Source organism: Streptomyces sulphureus DSM 40104, from assembly GCF_000381025.1.
In the GTDB taxonomy this organism is placed as follows: domain Bacteria; phylum Actinomycetota; class Actinomycetes; order Streptomycetales; family Streptomycetaceae; genus Streptomyces; species Streptomyces sulphureus.
Genome location: NZ_KB905827.1, coordinates 102,058 through 125,595 on the forward strand (window position 1 = coordinate 102,058; position 23,538 = coordinate 125,595).

At 70.4% G+C, this 23,538-nt stretch carries 23 protein-coding genes; 10 read left to right on the top strand and 13 right to left on the bottom strand.

Annotated features, from left to right (window positions below):
• Positions 1–58 precede the first annotated feature (58 nt).
• The gene (locus F603_RS0128895) at positions 59–397 is read left to right on the top strand and encodes a hypothetical protein (protein ID WP_019549415.1); all 339 of its coding nucleotides are present in this window, start codon (positions 59–61) and stop codon (positions 395–397) included.
• A 43-nt stretch (positions 398–440) separates the two neighbouring features.
• Here F603_RS0128895 and F603_RS33170 read toward each other — a convergent pair whose 3' ends face one another.
• Positions 441–890 (bottom strand): GNAT family N-acetyltransferase, encoded by a 450-nt coding sequence (locus tag F603_RS33170; protein ID WP_019549416.1) that lies wholly within the window; start codon positions 888–890, stop codon positions 441–443.
• 315 nt (positions 891–1,205) lie between these two features.
• Between F603_RS33170 and F603_RS0128905 the strand changes: the two genes are divergently transcribed.
• From F603_RS0128905 to F603_RS0128930, 6 genes are all read left to right on the top strand, one after another.
• On the top strand, positions 1,206–2,981 hold the full coding sequence (locus F603_RS0128905) for a sensor histidine kinase (protein WP_019549417.1): 1,776 nt from the start codon (positions 1,206–1,208) through the stop codon (positions 2,979–2,981).
• A gap of 8 nt (positions 2,982–2,989) precedes the next feature.
• Positions 2,990–3,388, top strand: a complete 399-nt coding sequence (locus F603_RS0128910; RefSeq protein ID WP_026328808.1) for a roadblock/LC7 domain-containing protein — start codon at positions 2,990–2,992, stop codon at positions 3,386–3,388.
• Complete coding sequence (locus F603_RS0128915) at positions 3,385–3,768, top strand: DUF742 domain-containing protein (RefSeq protein WP_019549419.1); 384 nt, start codon at positions 3,385–3,387, stop codon at positions 3,766–3,768. Before F603_RS0128910 ends, F603_RS0128915 begins: the two co-directional genes overlap by 4 nt.
• 70 nt (positions 3,769–3,838) lie before the next feature.
• Positions 3,839–4,384, top strand: coding sequence for a GTP-binding protein (locus F603_RS0128920; protein WP_019549420.1), 546 nt, complete (start codon positions 3,839–3,841; stop codon positions 4,382–4,384).
• On the top strand, positions 4,381–5,676 hold the full coding sequence (locus F603_RS0128925) for a cytochrome P450 family protein (RefSeq protein WP_019549421.1): 1,296 nt from the start codon (positions 4,381–4,383) through the stop codon (positions 5,674–5,676). The genes F603_RS0128920 and F603_RS0128925 overlap by 4 nt, the downstream gene beginning before the upstream one ends.
• 347 nt (positions 5,677–6,023) lie before the next feature.
• A complete protein-coding gene (locus tag F603_RS0128930; protein WP_019549422.1) occupies positions 6,024–6,404 on the top strand; it encodes an AQJ64_40280 family protein in 381 nt (126 codons plus the stop codon).
• Between the two features lie 268 nt (positions 6,405–6,672).
• On the opposite strand, the gene F603_RS0128935 is transcribed toward F603_RS0128930, so the two are convergent.
• The 7 genes from F603_RS0128935 to F603_RS0128965 form a co-directional block, all read right to left on the bottom strand.
• Positions 6,673–7,467 (bottom strand): SDR family NAD(P)-dependent oxidoreductase, encoded by a 795-nt coding sequence (locus F603_RS0128935; RefSeq protein ID WP_019549423.1) that lies wholly within the window; start codon positions 7,465–7,467, stop codon positions 6,673–6,675.
• Positions 7,468–7,552: 85 nt separating this feature from the next.
• On the bottom strand, positions 7,553–8,704 hold the full coding sequence (locus tag F603_RS0128940; protein ID WP_019549424.1) for a Cmx/CmrA family chloramphenicol efflux MFS transporter: 1,152 nt from the start codon (positions 8,702–8,704) through the stop codon (positions 7,553–7,555).
• Between the two features lie 268 nt (positions 8,705–8,972).
• Positions 8,973–9,116 (bottom strand): MFS transporter small subunit, encoded by a 144-nt coding sequence (locus F603_RS35470; protein WP_019549425.1) that lies wholly within the window; start codon positions 9,114–9,116, stop codon positions 8,973–8,975.
• Complete coding sequence (locus F603_RS0128950) at positions 9,091–10,530, bottom strand: L-lactate MFS transporter (protein WP_019549426.1); 1,440 nt, start codon at positions 10,528–10,530, stop codon at positions 9,091–9,093. Before F603_RS0128950 ends, F603_RS35470 begins: the two co-directional genes overlap by 26 nt.
• 186 nt (positions 10,531–10,716) lie before the next feature.
• Positions 10,717–11,601 carry an SDR family oxidoreductase gene (locus F603_RS0128955; RefSeq protein ID WP_019549427.1) on the bottom strand — a complete coding sequence of 295 codons (885 nt, stop codon included), beginning with the start codon at positions 11,599–11,601 and terminating at the stop codon, positions 10,717–10,719.
• A complete protein-coding gene (locus F603_RS0128960; protein ID WP_019549428.1) occupies positions 11,598–12,575 on the bottom strand; it encodes an alpha/beta fold hydrolase in 978 nt (325 codons plus the stop codon). The genes F603_RS0128955 and F603_RS0128960 overlap by 4 nt, the downstream gene beginning before the upstream one ends.
• The gene (locus F603_RS0128965) at positions 12,572–14,149 is read right to left on the bottom strand and encodes a flavin-containing monooxygenase (protein WP_019549429.1); all 1,578 of its coding nucleotides are present in this window, start codon (positions 14,147–14,149) and stop codon (positions 12,572–12,574) included. The genes F603_RS0128960 and F603_RS0128965 overlap by 4 nt, the downstream gene beginning before the upstream one ends.
• Positions 14,150–15,012: 863 nt before the next feature.
• Between F603_RS0128965 and F603_RS0128975 the strand changes: the two genes are divergently transcribed.
• Positions 15,013–16,011, top strand: coding sequence for a MerR family transcriptional regulator (locus F603_RS0128975; protein WP_019549430.1), 999 nt, complete (start codon positions 15,013–15,015; stop codon positions 16,009–16,011).
• A 165-nt stretch (positions 16,012–16,176) separates the two neighbouring features.
• Here the strand turns inward: F603_RS0128975 and F603_RS0128980 are convergent, their stop codons facing one another.
• The 3 genes from F603_RS0128980 to F603_RS0128990 all read right to left on the bottom strand — a co-directional run bounded on the left by F603_RS0128980 (position 16,177) and on the right by F603_RS0128990 (position 18,840).
• Positions 16,177–16,776 (bottom strand): lipoprotein, encoded by a 600-nt coding sequence (locus F603_RS0128980; protein WP_019549431.1) that lies wholly within the window; start codon positions 16,774–16,776, stop codon positions 16,177–16,179.
• A 315-nt stretch (positions 16,777–17,091) separates the two neighbouring features.
• Complete coding sequence (locus F603_RS0128985) at positions 17,092–17,496, bottom strand: YunG family protein (RefSeq protein ID WP_026328811.1); 405 nt, start codon at positions 17,494–17,496, stop codon at positions 17,092–17,094.
• Positions 17,497–18,054: 558 nt separating this feature from the next.
• Complete coding sequence (locus F603_RS0128990) at positions 18,055–18,840, bottom strand: exodeoxyribonuclease III (RefSeq protein WP_019549433.1); 786 nt, start codon at positions 18,838–18,840, stop codon at positions 18,055–18,057.
• A 235-nt stretch (positions 18,841–19,075) separates the two neighbouring features.
• Here F603_RS0128990 and F603_RS0128995 point away from each other — a divergent pair, with 235 nt between their 5' ends.
• Positions 19,076–19,552: a GNAT family N-acetyltransferase gene (locus F603_RS0128995; protein ID WP_019549434.1), complete on the top strand. Its 477-nt coding sequence runs from the start codon at positions 19,076–19,078 to the stop codon at positions 19,550–19,552.
• Between the two features lie 284 nt (positions 19,553–19,836).
• Here F603_RS0128995 and F603_RS33175 read toward each other — a convergent pair whose 3' ends face one another.
• Positions 19,837–21,096, bottom strand: coding sequence for an MFS transporter (locus F603_RS33175; protein WP_037957322.1), 1,260 nt, complete (start codon positions 21,094–21,096; stop codon positions 19,837–19,839).
• A 260-nt stretch (positions 21,097–21,356) separates the two neighbouring features.
• Positions 21,357–22,187 (bottom strand): class I SAM-dependent methyltransferase, encoded by an 831-nt coding sequence (locus tag F603_RS0129005; RefSeq protein WP_019549436.1) that lies wholly within the window; start codon positions 22,185–22,187, stop codon positions 21,357–21,359.
• Between the two features lie 587 nt (positions 22,188–22,774).
• On the opposite strand from F603_RS0129005, the gene F603_RS0129010 reads away from it, so the two are divergent.
• A partial coding sequence (locus F603_RS0129010) for a cobalamin-dependent protein (RefSeq protein ID WP_211231137.1) occupies positions 22,775–23,538 on the top strand: 764 nt, incomplete at its 3' end.

Consider the following 23,538-nt stretch of genomic DNA (forward strand, 5'->3'; position numbering starts at 1 on the left):
CGCACTATTCTGCTCGCACGGTGTGCTGCGCACGTTCTCCGCGAGGAGAGGGGGCGGCATGGGCACGGAATGGTCGGGCGGTGCGAAGGCGATCGCCGAAGCGTTCGCCGAACTCATAGGTGCCGGAAGCGGGTTGGCGCGGCGCAAGCCGCGTGGACGCTCCGCGTCGCCCGTGCCGGCGATGGGGGCCGTAGCGGACCGCTGGAAGCGCGTCTTCCCCGGGGACGGCGTGCCCGGCACGACCGGATGGCTCTGTCTCGACAACCACGGCAACCCGCACAACAAGGCCGTCTCCGTCGTCACCCTCGACCCGACCGACGGCGACGTCCGGCTCGTCGGGGCCGCGTGGCCTCAAGGGCGCCCGCAGCGGGATTGCGACGTACCTGAGCGCAAATAGCCGGCCACGTGCAGCGGTTGGAGAGGGCGCTCTCCGTCCCCGTTCACCCGGCCCCGTACTCCAGCACCATCACCTTCTCCCCGTCGTCCACCTCTCCCGTCTCGACGAAGCCGTGCCGGGCGTAGAGGCGTTGGGCCGCGGTGTTGCCCGGTACGTAGCTGAGTCTGACCTCCGTGTGCCCCTGGGACCTGAGGTGGGTGAGGAGGGCGGCGAGGCCGCCGGCGCCGTGGCCGCGGCCCTGGTGCCTGCGGTCGACCATGAAGCGGACGAGGTGCGCCGTCCGCGGCGTCTTCGGGTCGCTGTCGACGAGCGCGAAACCGACCGGCTCGCCCGCCGCCCGCAGCAGGAGCGGACGGGCGCTGGGCCGGGCCCACGCCTGCGCTATCGAGAGCGTGTTGGAGGCGACGAACCTCCGCTGCTCGGTGGTGACTTCGAGCCCGACGGCGGCGTCGAACGTCGCCGCGGTCAGGGGCTCCACGTGGACGGCAACCATGGCAGCACACGGTATCCCTGCGCGGACGGCGCCCGCCGGTCGCCCTCGTCACACGGCACCCCGTTCGGATACGGGGGCAACGGCGCGTAGATGTGTGCGGATCGTCCCGCGATCGTGCGAACTTCCGCGGTGAGGAGGCGCTGAGCGCGTACGGAGGGGCAGGGTGTGCACGTACCGCGGCGCGTGCCGCACGCCCAGCGTGTCCGCCGCGGTGTGCAACGTCAACAACGCCTGACGTGCGGCCGGTTGCGCCCCAGGGGCACCGGTGCCGTCGGATCGAGAACCCACCTTCCGAGCGTGAAAGCGGGCCGGCAGATGAGTACGCCGTCTTCCACCGAGAGCGCACAGGCCGTACGCCAGTGGCTGTGGCCGCTGACGCTGCTGCTGGTGGCGTGCGGCGGGGCATTGCAGGGGGCGGCGTGGACGAGTTGGCCGCCCGAGGCGACCGCCGCCGGCCTCGTCGTCAGCTCCGCGCTCCTCGCCTGCGTGCTCCTCCTTTGGAGCTGCCACCGCAGGCTGAACGCCCAACTCGCGGCCCAACGGGCCGAGTCGGTGCGCCTCCAGGAGGAGCACACCGCCAACAGCGCCGAGCAGGACCGCAGGTGGCGCGAGTGGGCGCGCAGCTACGACGACTCCCTCCGCTCCTGCCTCCGCGCGTTCGCACCCGAACTCCGCGCCGTGATGGCCGAGGGCGCCCAGGGCGAGGTCCCCGCGGAGGCCCCCGGGTGGCTGCGCGAGGAGCTCCGCTCCCTCCTCGACCTCGCAGGCGAGATCGAGGACGACCACCAGGACGCGTACGAGCACATCCTCGTGACGCTCGGCACCCGCATGCAGTCGGTCGCCCTGCGCATGGAGGCGAAGGCCCGCCTCGGCCTCTGCGACCACCGGGACAACGCCGTGCGCCAGATCGGCATGGAGATCACCCACGAGGCCAACCAGCTCGTCCACATCACCGCGGGCGTCAGGGTGTTGTCGGGGGAGTGGGCCGGGCAGCAGTGGCCCGACCCGATCGTGGCCTCCGAGATCGTGCAGGCGGCCTCGGGCCGCATCGTCGACTACAAGCGGGTGCGTGTGCACGGCGACCCGGACATCGCCGTCGTGCCGCACGCTGCCGAGTACATCATCCACTGCGTCGCCGAGCTGCTCCAGAACGCCACCATCTACTCGCCGCCGGGATGCACCGTCCACGCGTGGGTCGAGGAGGACCAGGACGGCCTCGTGATCCAGGTCGACGACCAGGGGCTCGGCATGACGGAGGGCCGCCTGGAGGACATGCGCCCCATCGCCTCGGGCGAGCGCCCCATGACGGTGCGCACGCTCCACGGGCCGCAGATCGGCCTCGCCGTCGTCGGCAACATCGCCCGCCGCTTCGACCTAGACGTCCACCTCGACCGCTCGCGCTTCAAGGGGCTGCGCGCGATGGTCTACGTACCGGGCGACTTCGTCGAGCCGTTCCACGAGCACCTCTACGGGCCCGGCAACTGGCCCGAGGACGGCGTGCCCGCGCTCGACGCCCCGATCGCCGTCGCCGCGGCGCACCCCGGTGCTGCGCGCACCCAGACCGGGACGGCGAAGAGCGGACCGCCCAAGCGCATCAACGAGCCGGCAGCCGTACCGAGTTCGCAGCAGAAGGCGCAGCTTCCCCCGGCCCGGACGAGGAAACCGGACAGCGGGGTGCCGCGACCACCGGGCGAAGGAGGCCCCGAGTGGACGGGCGAGCGCACGGCCTCGGGGCGCCTGCCGAAGCGCCGCAGCGGTGTCGTCAGGGACCACATCGGGCTCCCGATCCTGTCGCCCGCCGACGACCAGCACGCGGCGCCTGCGGAGTCGGAGCCCGAGCCGTCGGCGCAGGAGACGGGCGCCTGGCTCGGCGCCTTCGTCGAGGCGGGCCGCGCGCCCTACGAGGAGCCGGCGGTCGAAGGCGAGGCACCCGCCGAACACCCGCGCCGACAGCGGGAGTCGGCGCTCCCCGACCAGTCACCGCCGGGCCGGGGGCCCACCGGGCCGCCGGCAGCAGCGGACGCACCTGCACCCGAATCCGCGGACGCACCCGCGTGCACGGAGACCGACCGACGCACCTCACGAGGATGACCAAGCCCATGGCACAAGAGATCGACAACTCCTGGATGGTGCAGGAGGTGGTGGACGTCTCCGGCGTGCGCCACGTGGTGGTGCTCAGCGCCGACGGACTGCCGACCGCCAAGGGCGCCGACACCGACCGTGAGACCGCGGAGTGGATCGCGGCCGCCGCATCCGGACTCGCTTCGCTCGGCAAGGGCAGTGCCCGCAAGTTCGGCACGGGACGGCACGTCTTCCGGCAGTCCATGCAGGAGTTCGAGGGCGGCTTCCTCTTCGTGCGGATCGCCGGCGACGGCTCCTGCCTCGCCGTCGTCACCAGGCAGAAGATCGACGCGGGTCAGATCGGCACCCAGATGAAGCTTCAGATCGACCGGTTCGGTGACCACCAAGGGACGCCGAGTCGGCAGCGGGTGCCATGACCGCCGGGGAGCCAGGGCGCCCCCAGGTCCCCGGGTACGTCCACACCACGGGGCGCACCGACATCGAGGCGGAGATCGGCTGGAGCCTGGAGACGCTGCTCCGAGTGACCAGCAGCGCCCTGCCGCTCAACGGGCCGCTCAGCAGCCGTAGCCACCGCCGCCTCCTCAGCGACTGCGCAGGGCTCACATCCGTCGTCGAGGCGGCTGCACACCTGAGGCAGCCCGTGAGCGTCGTGCGCGTCCTCGCAGAGGAGCTCGTCGCCTCCGGGCACTTGGCGGTCCCGACTCCGCACCACCCGACCCGTGCGCACGACAGCGCCCCAAGCCGCGAGTTGCTCCAGGAAGTGTTGGATGGCCTCAGAAACCACGAGTTCGCCTGAAGGGCGGCCACCGCTGCCCGTTCGCAAGGGACGGGCAGGGCGGTATCTGCCGGAGACGGTGACTCAGTCGGTGAAGATCCTCGTAGTCGGCCCGTTCGGCGTCGGCAAGACGACGCTCACCGCGTCCGTCAGCGAGATCGAACCGCTGCGGACCGAGGAGCGGATGACCGAGGCGAGCGTGGGCGTCGACGACCTCCGCGGGCTGGAGTCGAAGACGGAGACGACGGTCGCGATGGACTTCGGCCGGATCACGCTCAACCCCGCGCTCGTCCTCTACCTCTTCGGAGCCCCGGGGCAGCGGCGCTTCTGGGACCTGTGGCAAGGACTGGTCGTCGGCGCGGTCGGCTTGTTGGTGCTCGTCGACACGCGCCGTCTGGAGGACTGCTTCGACGTGCTCGACCAGTGGGAGGCGCACCGTCTGCCGTTCATCGTCGCGGTCAACCGCTTCCCCGGCAGCGAGGAATTCGACGACGACGAGATCAGGGAGGCGCTCGACATCCCGTTCAGCACCCCCGTGGTGCAGTGCGACGCGACCGACCCGTTGCAGTCGGGGGAGGCGCTGCGCACCCTCGCCGCGCACGCGTTGGCGTGCAGGGAAGAGGAGGCGCTGAAATGACCCGCTCGTTCGTCCGCACAGCGGACGCCACGGTGTCGCTCACCGAGCTCACCCAGACACCCGATCCGGAGCCCCTCTACCGCAGCCTCCGCAGCGAGTACGGCTCGGTCGCCCCCGTGGTGCTGGAGCCCGGCATCAACGCCTGGCTCGTCATGGGCGTCCAGGAGCTGCGCTCCGTCACCGAGCGGCAGAAGCTCTTCTCGCGGGACGCCCGCAACTGGCGCGACCTCACCGCCGGCACCGTCCCCCCGGATTCGGGGCTGCTGCCGATGATGGGGTACCGGGACACCGTCGTCGGCAAGGACCTCGCCGAACACCAGCGGCTGCGGCGGCCGTTGGACGACGCGGTCCGCGGGATCGCGCCCCGACTGCTCCGGCGGCAGGTCCGCGAGCGGTGCGATCTCCTCATCGACGCCTTCTCGGGGCGCGGCAGCGCCGACCTCGTGACGGAGTACGCCGTGCACGCGCCGATGCAGGCGTTCTCCGTCCTCTTCGGCCTCGACGTCGCGCAGGGGCACGAGCTCAACAGCGCCCTTCTCGCCCTCTTCGGCAGCCAGCCCGACTCGCAGGCGGGAAACCGGGACTTCGAGCAGATCCTCCGCGAACACCTCAGGGACCGCGAGAAGGTGCCGAGGACGGACCGCCCGGACGACCTGACATCCGCCTTCCTCGCCCACCCCGGACTGCACAGCGAGGACGAGCAGCTCCAGGCGATGGTGATGATGATCGCCGGCGGCAACGAGCCGGTCACCTGCTGGATCGCGCACACGCTGCTCCGCGTCATCACCGACCCGTCGTTCGGCGCGCGGCTGCGCGGGGGCGACCTCGGCGTCAACGAGGCGCTCGACCAGGTGCTCTGGGCCGAGCCGCCGATGACCAACATGCCGGCCAGGTACGCACTCCGCGACACCGACCTCGGCGGCCACCGCATCCGCCGGGGTGACGCGCTGATCCTCGGCTTCCACGCCACGCACGCGACGGACCCGACGCTGCCGCCGGACCCCCGACCGGCGGGAAACCGGGGCCACTTCGCCTACTCCGCGGGCGCGCACATGTGCCCGGCACAGGACCCCGCCTGGACCATCACGCACACCGCGGTCACCACGGCGCTCCACCGCCTCGCCGCCGTACGCCTCTCCATCAGCCGCGACGAGGTCACCTTCAACCCCTCCCCGTGGACGCGCCGTCCCAGCAACCTGCCCGTCACCTTCACGGTGCCGATGGTGCGCACCCCGAAGTCGGAGGACGAGGAAGGAGACGAGGAGCCGATGGCGGACGCGAAGACGGGATGAGCGGTTGGCCGCGCCAGGGGGCCGACTCCCTTGCAGGGCGGATGTGCAGCTTCCGTGCGGCCCTCTGCCCGAGCACCGGCCACGGGGCGCCGCCCTGGCGTCCCGTTCGCCGCGCTGTCCGTGGCGATCGGCTCAGCCAGGCGACGGCCTGCGCCGTCGGCCGAACGCACCGCCCCGGCGGGCGGGTTCGCCGCCGCCGTCGCTACCGCCCTGCCGACGCCGTTCGCCCCTCGACTGCCGACACGGTGACGCGGCCCGTCATACCGTCCCGAGCAACCTTCGCGAACGCCGAGCCGTCTTGCCCGGTGCCGAGGTCGGCTTGGCGAGTGCGTGAGCGAGGGGTGCGGATGAGGGAGCGGGACGCCGTGGTGACGTGGGTCGACGCACGCGACGCATTGCCCTGGAGCGGTGCGCCGGTGGCAGCGGCGATCACGGGGTGGTATCCGGCTGACACGCTCACCGACCCCGACGCGGTGGAGGAGGAGTTCTGGCTCGTGAGGCCGATGGTCTTCACGGCTGAGCACCGGAGCGGGGACGGGACGGAGCACAGGGACTGCTTCGTCGACTCCGACGGCATCGTCCGTCTGCCCTACGGCCTCGGCAGCGAGGAGACCGTGACGCACTGGGCGGAGCTGCCCACCCTGCCGGGCTCGACGACGCACTTGGTGCTCGGGGAGGACGTGCAGGCAGCTCTCCGGAACGCGTGGGGCACCCGTCCCACGGCATGACCGCAGCCGGCTACGGGCTATGCGGGTGCGTACGGAGCCGGACGGGCCAACTTGCGCGCAGGCTGCGAAAGTTCGGACGACGTGGTGTTGGCGCGTGCCCCGCGTTCGGCGACCCCACCCCGCTCGTTCGGCGGCGCTGGACGCGTGACGGAAGCGCCGTGCGGCGCCCTGCGACTCGGCAACGGCTCTCCGACCCACCGTCCGCCTCGGGGCCCGTGCCGCACCAGGCATCGGCCCGGCAGACCGCGCTGTCGGAGGAGTCGGCTCGTCACAACGCATGCCCGCCCGCAACCTGGAGCACCTGGCCCGTGATCCACCGCGCCTGCTGGGAGGCGAGGAAGACGGTGGCGTCCGCGATGTCGGACGGGGTGCCCACGCGGCGGAGCGGGATGGCTAGCTCCACCTCGGCCACCAGCGCGGCGGGCATCCACCCCGTCTGCACAGGGCCGGGTGCCACGGCGTTGAGGCAGACGCCGAGGGGGCCCAGGTCGAGCGCCGCGCTCCTGGTGTACGCCTCCAGCGCGGCCTTCGAGGTGCCGTAGGCCGTCTGGCCCGGGAAGGCGCGGGCGGCGTCCGTCGAGATGTTGACGACGCTGAGGGGGCGGTCGTCGGTACGGGTGCGTACCAGTTCCGCAGTGAGGGACGCGGGCGCGAACACGTTGACCTCGTGGTGGCGTCGAAGCCCTCCCGCGCCTGCGGTCAGCGGATCGTCGGGGGATTCGCAGTGTGCGGCGTTGTTGACGAGCACGTCGACGGGGCCGAGCCGCTCGGCCGTCCGTGCCAGCAGGTGCGCGGGGGCGCCGTCCTCGGCGAGGTCCGCCTCCAGAGCGGCGGCGTCCCGCGCCCCCAGCGCACGCAGGCTGCGTACAACTGACGTCGGTGCACCTTCGGTTGCCATGTGGTGCTCCCGCTTCACGCCGTCCGGGAGAGGGCGCGCGGTGGCATGGTGGTGGACGCCGACCGCCGCGCCCTCGGCGGCGAAAGCCTCGGCGATCGCACGGCCGATCCCTGCGTCCGCGCCCGTCACCAGAACTGTGCTCGTGCTCAGTCCGGTGTCGATCACCGGACTGAGTCTAGGCGTTGGCCCCTCGGCAGGTGGCCCGGCCCGTACGGGAAGCACCGGGCAGCCGGCTCGCGCCGCAGGATGATCAGCCGGTCGTCAGTACGCGCCGGAAGGGGAGCGCGACGAGCAGCGCGATCAGGACGAGGGCGCCGCTGGCCCACACAGGTCCGAGCCGCCCGGCGGTCGTGCCGAGGGTGGCCGCCGCGGCCAACGGCCCGGCGGCGGCACCGACGTTGAGCGCCGCGGTCGCGTACGAGCCCGCCAGCGTCGGGGCTCCCGCCGCCTCGTAGAGCACTCGCGTGATCAGTGTGCTGCCCAGCGCGAATGACAGTGCGCCCTGGACGCACGCGAGGACCAACAGCGCGACCGGCTCGTCGGCGAGCACGGCGAGCAGGGGCCACCCGACGAGCAGCAACGGCCAGCAGACCGCCGCCACCAGGCCGGGCCGCCGGTCGGAGAAGCGCCCGGCGACGGTGACCCCGGCGAACGAACCGGCGCCGAAGAGCACGAGCGCGACGGAGACCCACAGCTCGCCCAGCCCCGCGACGTCGGTCACGACGGGCGCAAGGAAGGTGAAGCTTGCGAAGGTCGCCCCGTTCACCAGCGCACCGAGCGTCACGACGAGCAGCAGCCGCGGCCTCCTCAACTGAGCGAGCTCTGCGCGCAGATCCGGTGTCGCGGACCCCTCTGCGCCCTCGCGGGGAATGCCCCGGAGGATGCCGAGAGCAGCGGGCAGGCAGAGCACGGCGATGGCCCAGAAGGTCGCCCGCCACCCGAGGAGGGTGCCGAGCACCGCTCCTCCCGGCACCCCGGCGACCGTGGCCACCGTCGTGCCCGAGAGGAGGACGGCCAGCGCGCGTCCCTTCCTGTCGGAGGGGACCAGTGCGGCGGCGGTCGTCAACGCCACGGCGAGGAACCCGGCGTTGGCGAGCGCAGCGACGACCCGCGTGACGAAAAGGACCGGGAAACTCTCCGTGCAGGCCCCAGCGACGTGGGCGGCTGCGAAGACGAGGACGAACGTCGGAAGACTGGCCCTGCGGGGCCAGTTGCGGGCGAGTGCCGCCATCAGCGGGGCGCCGACGATCATTCCGACCGCGAAGGCCGAGGTGAGCGTCCCCGCGGCCCCGACTGTCACGTCGAGTTGCGAGGCGAGGTCCGGCAGGAGGCCGGCGAGCATGAATTCGGAGGTGCCCATGGCGAAGACCGCCAGGGCGAGCAGATAGAGCGGGAGAGGCATCGAGTCGGCTCCGGGTGACGCAGGAACGGTTACGCGTCGTCACCGCGGTCAGCCCTGAGGGCGCGCTCGCCGGGCCGCAGGGGTGCGGTCGGCTCGATGGTTCAGGGGGCTGACGGCGTGACCGGCAGCCCCGGCTTGGACGCCTTGGGACTCGACATGCTCCGCACGCTATCCGGTCGTCGGCCGCCTGCAAAAGAGGGGCAATCCGGCGCCGTGCCCCCCCCCGGACCCGGGCGGCGACCCCCACACCGCCGCCGCCCGGGAGCTGTCAGTCGGTGAACAACTGGGCGACCTTCAGCGCCAGTTCGTAGATGCCGTATGCAAACGGGAGGCCCACCCACAGCCAGACGAGGACGGCGAGCCAGGTCCGGCGGGGTGCCGTCGGCTCAGGAGAGGCGCTGCTGGGAGCCATCGTCGGCCTCCGTTTCCTTCGACTCGGCGGGCGTTTCCGTCTCGGCGGGCGTTTCCGCACCGGCGCCCGACGGCGCGGGCTCGTGGTAACGCGAATTGACGGGCCGGATGCACTCGTTGGCGACGAAGCCGACCACGAGGAGGCCCATCATGATGTAGAGGGAGAGGCTGTAGAGCCCGGGCCCGCTGCGCCCCGCGGCCTCCTGCGTGTCGGCGACCCAGTTGACGATGAGCGGGCCGAGCACACCCGCGGTGGACCACGCGGTGAGGAGGCGGCCGTGGATGGCGCCGACCTGGTAGGTGCCGAAGAGGTCCTTCAGGTAGGCGGGCGCGGTGGCGAAACCGCCGCCGTAGAAGGAGAGGATCACCAGCGCGGAGAGGATGAAGATCGGCTTCGAGGAGTCCCCGGCCGTGGCGATGAGCAGGTAGAGCAGGGCTCCGACGCCGAGGTAGAGGCGGTAGATGTTCTTCCGCCCGACGGTGTCGGAGGCGGCGGACCACGCGAGGCGCCCGCCCATGTTGGTGAGCGAGAGCAGCGCGACGAACCCGGCGGCCGCGGAGACGGAGACGGGCGTGCTGGTGCCGGAGAAGAAGTCCCGGATCATCGGCGCTGCCTTCTCCAGGATGCCGATCCCCGCGGTCACGTTCATGCACAGGACGATCCACAGGCACCAGAACTGGGGCGTACGCAGCGCGTTCTTCGCCGACACCTGAGCAGTGGTGACCATAGCCCGCTGCTCGGTCGGCGGCGTCCAGTTCGGTGGGCGCCAGCCGTCGGCGGGGACCCGCACGAGGAGGACGCCGAGCGCCATGAAGACCGCGTAGACGAGCCCGTGCACGAGGAAGGCGCCGGCGATCCCGCTGCTGTCCTCGCCGAAGCTCTCCAACATCTGCGAGGACCAGGGCGAGGCGATGAGCGCGCCGCCGCCGAAGCCCATGATGGCGATACCGGTCGCCAGGCCGGGACGGTCGGGGAACCATTTGATCAGCGTCGAGACGGGCGAGATGTAGCCGATGCCGAGGCCGATGCCGCCGACGAACCCGTAGCCGAGGACGATGAGCCAGAACTGCTCCGTCGCCGCACCGAGTGCGGAGAGGAGGAACCCGCTGGAGAAGCAGAGCAGCGATACGGCCATCGCCCAGCGCGGACCCTTGCGCTCGACGAGGGTGCCTCCGAACGCCGCCGAGAGGCCGAGCATCACGATGGCGAGCTGGAACGGGAGCGCGCTCGCCGTCCCCGAGAGGTCGAGGGCCTTCTCCAGCGCTGGCTTGAAGACACTCCAGGCGTACGCCTGGCCGATGGACAAATGGATGGAGAGCGCGGCGGGCGGGACCAACCAGCGGCTCCAGCCGGCGGGAGCGACCGTACGGGAGCGGCTGAGCAGTCCCCCGTCCGGGACCTGTGCGGACTTCATGGGGCGGCACTCTAAGTAGTTGAGCCGTGAATGACCAGGGGTGTGACGCCACCCCTTTCACTCGGCTCACCTGCGGTGACACTTCCGCGGAACCCGGAAACGATCAAGTGTCCTTCGAGGAGGGGCAGTTGTGACCGAAGCCGGCCCCGGCGCACCCGACACGCCGGAGCCGGCCCGATCCCCGCGTCAGTGCCCGGCGCGCGCCTTCTCGTCGGCGGCTCCGCCCGCCCCGACGAGTCCCGTCGCCACCTCGCCGGACTCCAGCCGCGGGGCGAAACGGGCCACTTCGCGCTTGCCGACGTTGCCGATCAGTGCCGGGAGGTACCCGCGGATGCTCTGCATGCCGCGGAGCCACCACTGGGCGTAGACGTGCGCCGAGCGGCGCTCGATGCCGTCGACGATGCGGTCGATGGCCGGGCCGAGCGGGTACGTCTTGTTCGTCGGCCAGGGGAGGCGCTGGCGGATGTCGCGCATCAGGTCGTCCTCGTCGGCGCCGCGGACCATGTCGGTGTCGGTCCAGCTCAAATAGCCGACGCCGACCCGCACACCGCGGTAGGCGACCTCGGCGCGCAGGCTGTGCGCGAACGCCTCAACCCCCGACTTCGACGCGCAGTACGCCGTCATCATCGGCGCCGGCGTGACGGCGGCGAGGGAGGCGATCTGGAGGAAGTAGCCGCGGGACTCGCAGAGTACCGGCAGGAAGGCACGCCCCGTCACGGCGCCCCCGATCAGGTTCACCTCGATCACGCGGCGCCACGCGACGGGGTCGGAGTCGATGAACGGGCCGCCGTTGGCGACACCGGCGTTGGCGACGACGACGTCGACCTTGCCGAAGCGGTCCTTCACCTCCTGTGCGATCCGGGCCATTGCCACGTGGTCCGTGACATCCGCGTGCCAGTGGGCCGACTCACCGTGGAGCGAGTCGCTCACGCGCTTCAGCTCCTCCGCCTCCAGACCGACGAGCGCCAACTTCGCACCCCTCGCCGAGAGTTTCCGGGCGAGCAGCTCGCCCACCCCCCGTGCGGCCCCCGTGACGACGACTACCTGGCCCTCCAGGCTCATGCGGCTCATGCGCTCTCCTTCTCGGTGCCGGACACTGTGCGGGAACCGTTGCTGTGCACGGGCGGGTCGGCCCCGTCGAGGTGCTTGGCCGCCAGGCCCTTGAGCACTTCGGCGACCGTCTCGGGGGACTCGATGGGCGTCATGTGGCCGAGGCCCTCCAGCGCATGGAAACCGGCGGGCTGCGGCAGTGCGTCGGCGAGCTCACGCGCGTGGACCGTGGGCGTCATCCGGTCCGCGGTGCCGACGAGTACGGCCGTGGGGACGGTGAGTCCCGGGAGTTTGGCGAAGACGTCGAGCTGGGTGAGGACCCGGCCCCACGCGCCCCTGACCTTCACGGGGCACGCGTGGACGAGGCGTGCGCACGCCTCGACCTGGGCCGCGTCCGAACGGCGGCCCATCGTCGCGTACTTGAGGGCGCGCCTCGTGAGCGGCGTGCTGGGGCCGAGCGGCGCTTTCGCCGTGAGCAGCAGACGGTGCGTCCTGCGGCGGACCCCCGCCGAGCGGAACGGGAAGACCGTCGACTCCTGGGCGAGGTTGCGTCCGCCCGTGCTGCACAGCAGCAACGCCGCGGCGTGCTCGTGGAGTTCGGGGCGGTCGGCGGCGGCCATGAGCGTCATGCCGCCCATGGAGTGGCCGCCGAGGACGGCCTGCTCGCCCGGCTCCAGGGTCTCGCCGAGGACCGCGACGAGGTCGTCGGAGAGGGTGGCGGGCGTGTACGCCTCCGGGCGGGCCGCCGGGGTGCGGCCGTGTCCGCGCTGGTCGTAGAGGATGACGCGGTAGCCGGCCTCCACGAGGTCGCGGGTGACGGGGGCCCAGAAGGTGGTGGCGCAGGTCCAGCCGTGCGAGAGCACGATCGCCGGGTCCTTCTCCGCTCCGTGCACCTCGACGTGGAGGCGGGCACCGTCGGCGGAGTGCGCGGTCAACTCGCGTGCGGGCAGCGGCGCGACGTACCGTCCGCCGGTCCCCTTCGTCAGACGGCTCACTTGGCCCCCTCTCCCGTGTAGATCGCGTCGGCGCCCTTGCCTGCGGCGGCCGTGCCGGCGAGTGCGGCGTCCTTGCCGGCGCCGGGGCGCAGGACGTCGTACTCCTCCAGCCGCACCTCCTGGGTGACCTTCCGGAACTCGGCCGTGGTGCCGGGCCACACGGTGGTGTTGCGGCCGTTGTCGTCGAGGTACCAGCTGTCGCAGCCGCCGACGTTCCAGACGGTGCGGGCCATGCGGTCCTGTACGTGCGCGTTCCACGCGCGGACGGACTCGCGGCGTGCGTCGAGCGCCACCCGGCCGCCGGTGCGGCCGCCGCCGAGGGTGTCGAGCTGGCGCAGGTAGTCGACCATGTACTGGAGTTGGGCCTCGATCATGAGGATCATCGAGCTGTTGCCGAGCCCCGTGTTGGGGCCGATGATCGTCATGAAGTTGGGGAAACCCGACGCCGTGCAGCCGCGCAGCGCCTCCATGCCGTCCTTCCAGGACTCGGCGAGGGTGCTGCCGTCGGCTCCCTTGACGCGTTCGGCGATCGGCATGTCGGTCACGTGGAAGCCGGTGCCGAAGACGATCGCGTCGACCTCCGCCTCCGTGCCGTCGGACGCCACGAGGGTGTTGCCCCTCACCTCCTTGAGCCCGGAGTCGACGAGGTCGACGTTGGGCTCGGCGAGCGCCGGATAGTAGTTGTTGGAGAGCAGAATGCGCTTGCAGCCGATGCGGTAGTCCGGCGTCAACTTCCGTCGCGTCGCAGGGTCCTTGACCGCCCGTTTCATGTGGGCCGAGGCGAGCTTCTCGACGAGGCCGAGCTGCTTGGGGTGCTTGGTGAACGCGCCGACCTGGAGCTCGCGGATCATCCACAGCGCCTGCCTGCGCAGCGCCCTGGTGGACGGCACCTTCGCGTGGAGCCAGCGCTCGGCGCCCGTGATCTTCCGGTCCATCCGCGGCATCACCCACGGCGGGGTGCGCTGGAAGAGGGTGAGGCTGCGCACCTCGGGCTGGATGGCGGGGACGACCTGGATCGCGGAGGCACCCGTACCGATCATCGCGACGCGCTTGCCGCGCAGGTCGTAACCGTGGTCCCACTGCGCTGAGTGGAAGACCTTGCCCTCGAAGCTCTCCAGACCGGGTATGTCCGGGATCTTCGGGTCGGAGAGCGGCCCGGTGGCGGAGACGACCATCTCTGCCGTGTAACTGCCGCGTGAGGTGTCGATCCGCCAGTGCAGCTCATCCGACTCCCAAGTCATCTGCTGCACCTCAGTGTTGAAGCGGATGTGCTGGCGCAGCCCGAAGTTGTCCGCGACGTTCTCCAGGTAGGCGCGGATGTGCGGCTGTCCGGAGAAGTTGCGCGGCCAGTCGGGGTTGGGCGCGAAGGAGAAGGAGTAGAGGTGCGAGGGTACGTCGCAGGCGCACCCCGGATAGGTGTTGTCGTGCCAGGTGCCTCCGACGTCCTCTCGCCGCTCCAGGACGACGAAGTCCGTGACTCCGGCCCGGCGCAGGCGTACGGCAGCACCGAGGCCGCCGAACCCGGTGCCGATGACCGCCACCCGTACGTGCTTGTGCTCGTGTTCGGCCGCCATGCCGCGCCTCCCGAGAATGCTCACACGACCCGTGCTTACTGTGCCAGTGATTACTGGCACAGTTCGGAGAGTAGAGCAGTGGCATACCGATGGGTAGGGGTCGTCGAGCGGAAGTTACCGCCGGTTTCCCGAACGGCGCCGTGTCGCCAACCGGTGTGCGTCGGACGGCGGTTGTGCGACGCTCGTCGGCGGCCGGGTCCGCGGGGGCGTGGGCTGCGAAGGCGTGCTGCGGCCGGTCCGGACCGGGTGCTGGGGGCGGAGCGCGGGTCGCGCTTCCGGGGAGTGGGCTTGAAGTCCGATCGTCGCGTCCGGGTGCGGAGTGGCGCGCACGTCCCGGTTGCGCACTTCATGAAGCGCCGGGATGGCGGGCTTCTCGTTTCTCCCGGGCTGTCGCGTCTGCTGGTGACTTCCTGCGATTCCGGTCCGGCGGCAGGAAAGAGTGCGCCGCCGATTCCGGCGGCGACCGGATGGTTGTTGACGTCGCCACTCGCCAGGAACGCCGGCGCGGCGATGTCGGCCAGACCCGGAGAATGAAGCGGCAGCCCTTGCAACAGGAATCCCCGGAGTCCTGCTGGTGCCGGGCCTCGTGGGGGCAGTTGCTACCTCCTGAAGATGCCGACTGCGATGGCTGCGGCGATCCCGGCGCCGATCGCGACGATGACGTATGCGCCGATATTCATGCTTTGGTCTCTTCCTTGCCGTCAGACTTCACTGCACGTGTGCGTGTGCGGGGGCCGGCGAACGGATAATGAAGGGATCAACTAGCTTTGGTCGAAAGTCAGTTGCCTCACCCATCAACGTTGACGACAACGAACGGTGCCGTCCAGGGCGGCGAACCGTCCTCGCGGTATTAGGCTGGCTCCGTGGCGAGCACAGGACGGGCACAGGACCCCCATGCGGCGGGCGCGGAGCCCCGGGGCGGCTCACCCGGCCCAGGCAGTGAGGAGCCCAGTGCCCTCGTCCGGAACGCTCCGGACGACCCCGCACACGCGTCCCGGAGCGCGGACGAGAAGCGGGAGTACCGCACCGAGGAACTCGCCGCCGAAGCAGGCATTCCCATCCGGACGCTCCGCTTCTACCGCGAGCGGAAACTGCTGCCGCCGCCGCGGCGCGAGGGGCGCATCGCCTGGTACAACGAGCACCACCTCACCCGGCTCCGCACCATCACCGCACTTCTCGCCCGCGGTCACACCCTCGGCGGGATAGCCGACCTGCTCACCGCGTTCGAACGGGGCAGGGACACCCGGAGCGCCGCCGAACTCCTCGGTCTCGAACACGTCTTGGTGGCGCCGTTCTCCGAGGAGGTGCCCGTACGGCTCACCCCCGAGCAGCTCGCCGACTACTACCAGGGCCAGGTGACCGTCGAGAACCTCGACGCCTCGCTCGACATCGGCTACGTAGCCGTCGACGGGGACGAATTCCTCCACGTCAGCCGTCGCCTCCTCGAAGCCTCGGCGGAACTGGTCCGCGAAGGGGTGCCGCTCGCCGCGGTACTGGAGGCCGGGCGGCAACTGCGTGCCCACACCGACGACGTCGCCGAACTCTTCACGCGGCTCTTCAGGGAGCACCTGATGCCCGGCGGCGCCGAGACGGCGGAAGGCGCAGCAGCTCAGCCCGAACCCGGCGCCGTGGCCGAGGCGTTGGACCGCGTGCGCCCACTCGCCAAGCAGATCGTCGAGGCCGAGCTGGGACTCGGTTTGGACCGGCGCATCCGCGCGGAACTGGAAGCGCTTTGGGGGGATGCCGGCGGTGCGCCGGGCGAGGAAGCGCCGTCCGAGGAGTCCCGGGCGAGGGAGGAAGCGCCTGGCGGGCTCTCGGAGACCGGGGGTTCGGGGACTGCGCCGGGTGTCGGTGGGGCGTAGGGCCTATCGGTGAAGGTCCGTGCGGACCCGCCGATGCGCATACGCGCCCACCACTTGCACAACGGACGGCCGCCGCCCGCCCCGGCGAGAGCAGCCGCTCGCCGTCGGGTAGTTATCAACGCCTCTGTGTACAGGCCCGGTTGGTCCCCATCACGGCTTCCGTGTTCAGCGTGTTTTCACCGTGGCGCGGGCGAGCAGGTAGGCCGGGCGTATCTGTTCGTGCTCCTCCGCGTCCATGCCGCCCAGTTCCACGACGGCAACCTCACCCTTTGCGCCCGGTATCGCGAACGCCTGTACCGGCTTGCGGTCGAGTTCCTCGCCGTCGATCGTCGTCACGCGTTCGTACACCGTCTCCGATGCGTGTTTTGAACCCGCTGTGAAACTGCGGTACTCGACTTTTTCGGCCTTCTTCTCGGGAACGAACCGGCGCAACGCGTCGCCGGGCTCCTGTTTCTCTCCCACCCATACGCGGAGGTAGCCGATGTTGCCCGCCGGCTTGGCGTCCACTTCGCAGGCCAGGCGCAGACCGCCCTGCTCGTGGTTCCCGTCGACTGACTCGGCCGTCCACTTCTTCGCCGTCTCGAACGAGACCGGCAGCTCGCACGCCGAGCCCGCGGCACCTATCCGCGTGCCCGACTCGGCCTGTTCGCCTCCCTCGGCGAACGGCCCCTTGCCGGGGCCCGACCCGCCGTCGGAGCCGCCCCCTCCGGCCGGGGTCTCGTTGCCGCCGTCACCGCCGGAGGGCGCAGCCGTAGTCTTCTCCACATTTTCTTCGCTGCACGCTGCGAGCCCTGCGCACAGCAAGGCGCACAGCCCCATCACCACGACCGACCGCACCCAGCGCATTACTTGTCCCCCGTTCTCCGCACGAGCCTCCGCCCGCACACCGTTCCCAGCTCCGACGCCGCACGTCGGCCAGCTTCCGCCGGTCCAGCGGACCGCCATGCTGCCAGCCGCCGATCAGGCGTGCCACCCGTATCCACGCCCGACGGTGGCGCCTCAGGTCCCGTCAACCGGCGGTTTCTTGGTGGATACGGCATGCACCAAGGGCGCCGCCCGCCGGCTGGCGCGCCCAAGCCGCTACCACGGCTTTTCCCACTCGCCCGCGAGACCCAACTCGGCCCACACGCGGCCACGGAGGACTTCGTACTCCTCGCGCAGCCTTGCGCCCTCCACCGGTGGACGAGACACCGCCACCCCCTCCGTCACCGACTCCGCGGGGCCGAACTGCTCCCGCGTGAGGTCGATTTCGATACCGCCGGCGAGCCTGTTCCACCAGTGCATGTCCGTCCGCGCACCGTCCACGTGGACCTCTCCCACCATCAGCTCACCCCCGAAGAGATCGTTGACGACCATGGCCGTGACCCCGCACTGCTCGCGGGCCGGATTCTCCGTACTCCAACGCTCACGAAATTCCGGAGTGCAGGTGTCCGCGCCCCAACTGCGGCGCACCGCCGCCTCCACGTCGCTCAGCACCAACGTCATGGAGAAGAGCCTCGCACCGACCACTGACAATCGACCGGCGTCCGTCCGCGAAGTGCGAGCACCCGCCGTGCCCTCGGTGAGCGACTCCCCGGCAGGAAGCGAAAAGCGCGTCCCGAGCCGCTCGACTCGGGTCTCCTGCAACCGTCTTGGCCTGCGGAGACGTGTCCACGTCAGAGGTTGTCCACAGGGGTCGCGGGGGAGTTGCGCCGGACGTACGGTCTTCCTCGTCGGAACTGATGACGGGGGACTGGAATGCGCACATCTGTGATCACCGGCTCAGCCGGGACGGCACCTCAGGAGGCGGTTGGGCCGGGCCGCCTCGCAGGGACACCAAGCCTGTTGTGGCATAAGGCTGTCCGAGTCCTCATGCGGTTGTTCGAAAGCCGTGAGGGAGAGGCTCGTGGGCCGTCGGACCCTCCAGCGCCCGCCAATCCGCGTCGACACGTGAGTGCTCAAGCCGCATCGGTCCGGCACGAATCCCTTCCGCGCACGGGTGCCAGAGCAGGGACCCTCAACTGCTCGGTCCGGCGCGGCCGTTGCCCGACCCCGTGCCGGCGGTCAGTCCCCGAACACCGTGGTCACCGGCGCGTGGTCGCTCCAGCGTTCCGCGTGCGTGGCCGCGCGCTCGACGTAAGCCTTGAGGGCGCGGTCGGCGAGGCCAGGGGTGGCCATGGCGTAGTCGATGCGCCATCCGGCGTCGTTGTCGAAAGCCCGTCCCCGGTAGGACCACCACGAGTAGGGACCGGCCTGGTCCGGGTGGAGCGCGCGGACGACGTCCGTGTATCCGCCCTCCTTCGGATCGAGGACCTTGGAAAGCCAGGCACGCTCCTCCGGAAGGAAGCCGGCGTTCTTGCGGTTGGCGCGCCAGTTCTTCAGGTCGGCCTCGGTGTGGGCGATGTTCCAGTCCCCGCAGACGAGTACTTCCCTCCCGTCGGCCGCCGCCTTCGTGCGCAGCTCGACGAGGTAGGGGAGGAAGGCGTCGAGAAAGCGCTCCTTCACCTCCTGGCGCTCGGTGCCGACCTCACCCGAGGGAAGGTAGAGGCTGGCCACGGTGAGGCCGGGCAGGTCCGCCTCTATGTAGCGCCCCGCGTCCTCGAACTCCGGTGTGCCGAAGCCCACACGCACGCGGTCCGGTGCGCGGCGTGTGAGGAGTGCCACGCCCGCACGTCCCTTGGCCGCGGCGGGTGCGTAGAAAGCGTGCCAGCCCTCCGGTTCGCGGACGGCCGCCGAGAGCTGATCGGCCTCCGCCCGCACCTCCTGGAGGCAGACGGCGTCAGCGTCCGTGCCGGCCAGCCACTCGCTGTACCCCTTCTTCGCCGCGGCCCGGAGGCCGTTGACGTTCACCGTTGTCACCTTGTGCAAGACCTGCTCCCGAATCCTCAGAGGGCGACGACCGAGCCTACGCGAGGCACGCGCTCCGGCTCCTGGTCATGTCCCGCCTGGATGGGCCGACGCACCGGCCACCGTGCGTCGCCTCTTCCTCCCCTGCGTACAGGCGTGGCCCTTCCCACACCGAAGGCACCGTGCGCTCCCGCCCACTGCGTACGGCCTGTGCCGGAGGGCGGCATAGGATTTCCGGATGCGCATCGTTCCCGTACATTTCGACCACCCCGACGCGAGGAAGCTCAACGACGAAGTGCAGCTCGAGTACGCCGAGCGGTACGGCGACGAGGGGGACGTCACACCACTCGACCCGTCGATGTTCACGCCGCCGCGCGGCCTCTACCTGCTCGCCTACGACGACGCGGAGACCCCGGTGGCCACCGGCGGCTGGCGCGGCCAGGAGCAGAACGAGGAGGGGTACACCGACGGCGACGCAGAGTTGAAGCGCATGTACGTGGTGCGCAGGGCTCGCGGGCAGGGCCTGGCCCGACGCATCCTGGCGGAGCTGGAGAGCGACGCCCGGGCCGCCGGGCGCAAGCGGATGGTGCTGGAAACGGGCACGATGCAGCCTGAGGCACTGGCGCTCTACACCTCCTCCGGATACGCACCGACGCAGAAGTTCGGCCTCTACCGCTTCGAGCCCCAGAGCAGGTGCTTCGCCAAGCACCTCTGAGCCCTGCGCACCGGTGGTCACCGCGCTCCGCCGGCTCCTCGCCACATGTTGATCGCGCACGACGCCCCCGGCACCGCAGCGTGATGCCTCGGGTCGGTCACACCAGGTCCGGGACGGCCGGAAGTTGGGAGCTCGGTAGACCTCAGTCACCCTCCGACGGCAGGGGGGGGCGGTCCAACCGGACTGCGGAGAGGAGCCCCTCCGACCTGCATCCGTCGAAGGGGCATCCGGCGAAGCCCGCACAACTCCGCTGCTGAGGCGGCAAGTTCGGGAACGCGGGACCGTTACTGACCCGCAACTGCCGGATCCGTCGGCTCGTTCCCCACGGCCTCCTCCGGCTCCTGTTGCCGGACTTTGTCGAGCTGGCGCAGTGCCGGGAGGGCCAGCACCGAGACGGCGACGACGGCCCAGCCGAGCCCGAGGAGCGCACCGGTCTGGCGCAGCCCGCCCCACTCGATCAGGAGGCTGGCGCCGAGGGTGCCGAGCGGGATCGCCGTCATGGAGACCGCGTTCTGAAGCCCCAGGACCCGACCTCGCACGCTCTCCGGAATCCGGTCCGTGACCAGGACGAGGCAGAGGGCGGGCAGTGGCCCTGCACCGATTCCTGCGACTACGGCCGCCCCCAGCAGAATCGGAATCGGCGGGAGCAGGGCGAGCCCCACGATGCCCGCTGTGGAGAGGAGTTGGGCGACGACGAAGACCGCGCGCCGCGACAGGCGCGCACCGATGGCGGCGTACAGACCGGAACCGACGATGCCGCCCACCGCGAGGAAGGAGATCACCAGACCGAAGCCGCCGGGCGAATCCTTGCCCACGAGGTACACGGGCAGGACGAGGTTCTGCAACGGCGCGAGGATGGCGGCGCTCCCCGCGGAGACGAAGGTGACCGCGGTGACGACGCGGTCGTGCCGCAGCACGGAGAACCCGCGGGCGATGTCGGCCTTCAGCCCGCCACCCTCGGAAGCGGGCGCGGACGCGGACCGCGCTCCGACCGTCCTGGGAAGACTCAGCGTGACGAGGGCCGCGGCGGCGGAGCATCCCGAGGTGATCCACAGCACCGTGGCCGGGTCGACGAGGACGATGAGCCCGCCCGCCACCGCAGGACCGACGACCACCACCACGCCGCCGACGCTCTCCCTGAGCCCGGCCAGCCGCTCGATGCCGACCCTGGAGGCGGCCGCGAGGTCGGGCGCCAACGTCTCCCGGGCCGTCATTCCCGGCACGTCGAAGAGCGCCCCGGCGACTCCCAGGACGACGAACCACACAACCGTCAGACCGGAGAAGTGGTCGATGATCGGCAGCGCGGCCACGCAGGCGGCGGAGGCGAAGTCCGCGCCCACCGAGAGGCGTCGGCGGCCGACGCGGTCGATGAGCACCCCTCCGGCCACGGCGGACACCAGCATGGGGAGCGCGCTCGCCGCGGCGACGAGGCCGACCGCTGCCGCGTCGCCGGTCCGCAGATAGACCAGCCACGGAAGGGCAATGGTCGCCACGGTGTTTCCGAGCAGGGACAACCCGTGGGAAAGAAGGTATCGGGTCAGCATCGGCTCAGTATGGCACCGCCGTACCGGGATAACAGCGAAATTTTCGGCGTCATCGCTGCATTCCGCGAGGGACCGTATGGGTGTGGCACTCCCGCTGTCGCTTTACGAGTTGACGCACCCCGAAAAGGCGAGACCGTTCGCTCGTAATCGCGTTCCTTGCAGGTACTTCTGTTCAACCTTCTTTCGAATCTGTTCAGTTGGGAGCGGGAGCGCAGGGTGGTGAGCATCTATGCCCTTCTTAAAGCCGATTCCTTCTTCGGTCAGCCGAAGGCGTATCGGGAAAGGTGACCGACCCGCCCCAACACGGGCAACCGGGCGAGCACTTCGGCATCGACCCTCATCCGTGTGCGAAGGGCGAACGGCAGCCTCCGGAAGTCGGCGGGGTCGGCCGTGTGGTAAGCCTTGACCGACTTCACCAGTCGGAGCCCTGGGACCTCGCGCTCCAACTCCCGCGGATGGTCCACGCCCCAGGCCAACCTCGCGCCGGTCTTGCGGAAGAGCGCCATGGAGCGCGTGGACCGCACGGCGTACCTGGCGTAGGTGTCGAAGACGGCCTCGCCCTCGGAGAAGTGCTCCACGAGAGCGCGCAGCATGCGCGGGCCCTCGTCCGCCGCCAGGTACATGGTGAGGCCCTCGGCGATCACGAGGACCGGGAGGTCCGTGGGGACTTCGGCGAGCCAGTCGGTCTCCGTCACCGACGCGGCGATCGTCCGGTGGTCGCTCCGCGGGGAGAAGAGCTGCTCGCGCACCTCGATGACCTCGGGCTGGTCCACGTCGAACCAGCGCACTCCGGGTCCCCGCTCGACGCGATCGACCCGGTTGTCGAGGCCGCAACCCAGGTGCAGCACGGTGGAGTTCGGGTGCGCGGTCAGGAACTCGCGGGTGCGGCGGTCGAAGAACCGGGCACGCAGGGCGACTCCGACCGCGTTGGACGGCCGCATCCCCAGGGCGCCGAAGTCGTATTCGATCTTCTGCACCAGTTCCGGCGCCGTCGAGTCGGCGAGCATCGGGTGCGGCGAACTCGCGTCCAGCGCGCGGGCGTAGAGGGGTGCGAGGAGGGTCGCGGCGGCACCGGTCAGCGGGACCTTCATACCCGGCTCCGGTGCCCGGCGCCGTCGACCGTGTGCAGGTCCTGTTGGGGACCGGATACCTCGATGGCCGGGTCAACCATGGCCTTCGCCTTTCCGTAAGGGCCGACCAAAAGGGAAGCAGTGTACGACTGGAGGATCTGGAAACCGAGATCGTCAAGAGATTCCCTGATCCTAGGGGTACCCCTGTTTTCTGCGCAAGGACCGGGTGATCTCCGACCGACTCGTCAACTATTCAGTAACGTGGCGGCCGTGTAAGAGAGTTGAGTGGCAGTTGTCCTAGGCGCTTGCGATGACCTGCATTGACAATGCCTTCGATCTTCACTAGCTGTGGTTCTCCGGTTTTTATCGATCTTCACGTTGCGCCCGCGTGCCCCCTGCACAATATTCGAACTGCAACGAAAAGTACTGGCCAAGACGGCCGGAACCAGCTCTGCTGTACACGGCTCGAAAATTTGATCACCAATTGCCCGACGTATCTGCTCTTGACATGGATAGCCGGCGTTCAGCACTCTGCTTCAGAGTCCTTGCCACCAGCTCTCGGGGGAGATGATTCCGTGGGCAACGGCCGTAGTGCCACGCTGGTTTCGATGCCGTGGAACAGTGTGGTGCGTCCGTCGATTCAGGTGGGCACGCTGCGTGCGGTGGCCGAAGAGGAAGGCTGGCAGGTCACCTCCGAATACGCCTATCTCAGTTTCTACGGCCTGGGCAGGGAGATGCTCGGGTTCAGCGAGAGCGAGTGGGCCGACGCCTACGAAACGATCTCGGAAAAGCTTTACCACATGGCGGTCGGCGACTGGATATTCGCGCGCCGCCACGGCGAATCCCAGCAACGCGACCGGTACTTCGCCGAGTTGCGCGAGATGCGGGTCGACGACGAAACGATAGCGCTGATCGATTCGTTGCGCCCGGTCGCCGAGCGGCATGTGGAGGAGACCGCGGCGGCCCTGCTCGCATCCGATCCCGATGTCATCGGATTCACTTCGATGTTCAGCCAGAACGGGCCGACGCTCGCGGTCGCCGAGCGTCTGCGTGCGGAGGGCTATCCGGGCGTGATCGTGCTGGGGGGCAGCAACTGCGAGGGCTCGATGGGGCGGGCGCTCCTGGAGAACTACCCCGCGGTGGAGGCGGTGGTCGACGGTCCGGGTGAGGATGCGTTCGTGGCGCTGTTGCGGCAGGTGGCGGCCGGCGGCCCCGTCAGGTCGCAGGGGCGGCTGCTCACCCGCCGTCCGGCAGGGGGAGCGGATGCAGCCGAGAGCGGCACGGGGATCTCGCTTACCGGGCTCAGCGTTCCCACGCCCAACTACGACGGATACTTCGAGCAGTTGCATGCGGCGGGTTTGGAGGGTCTGGA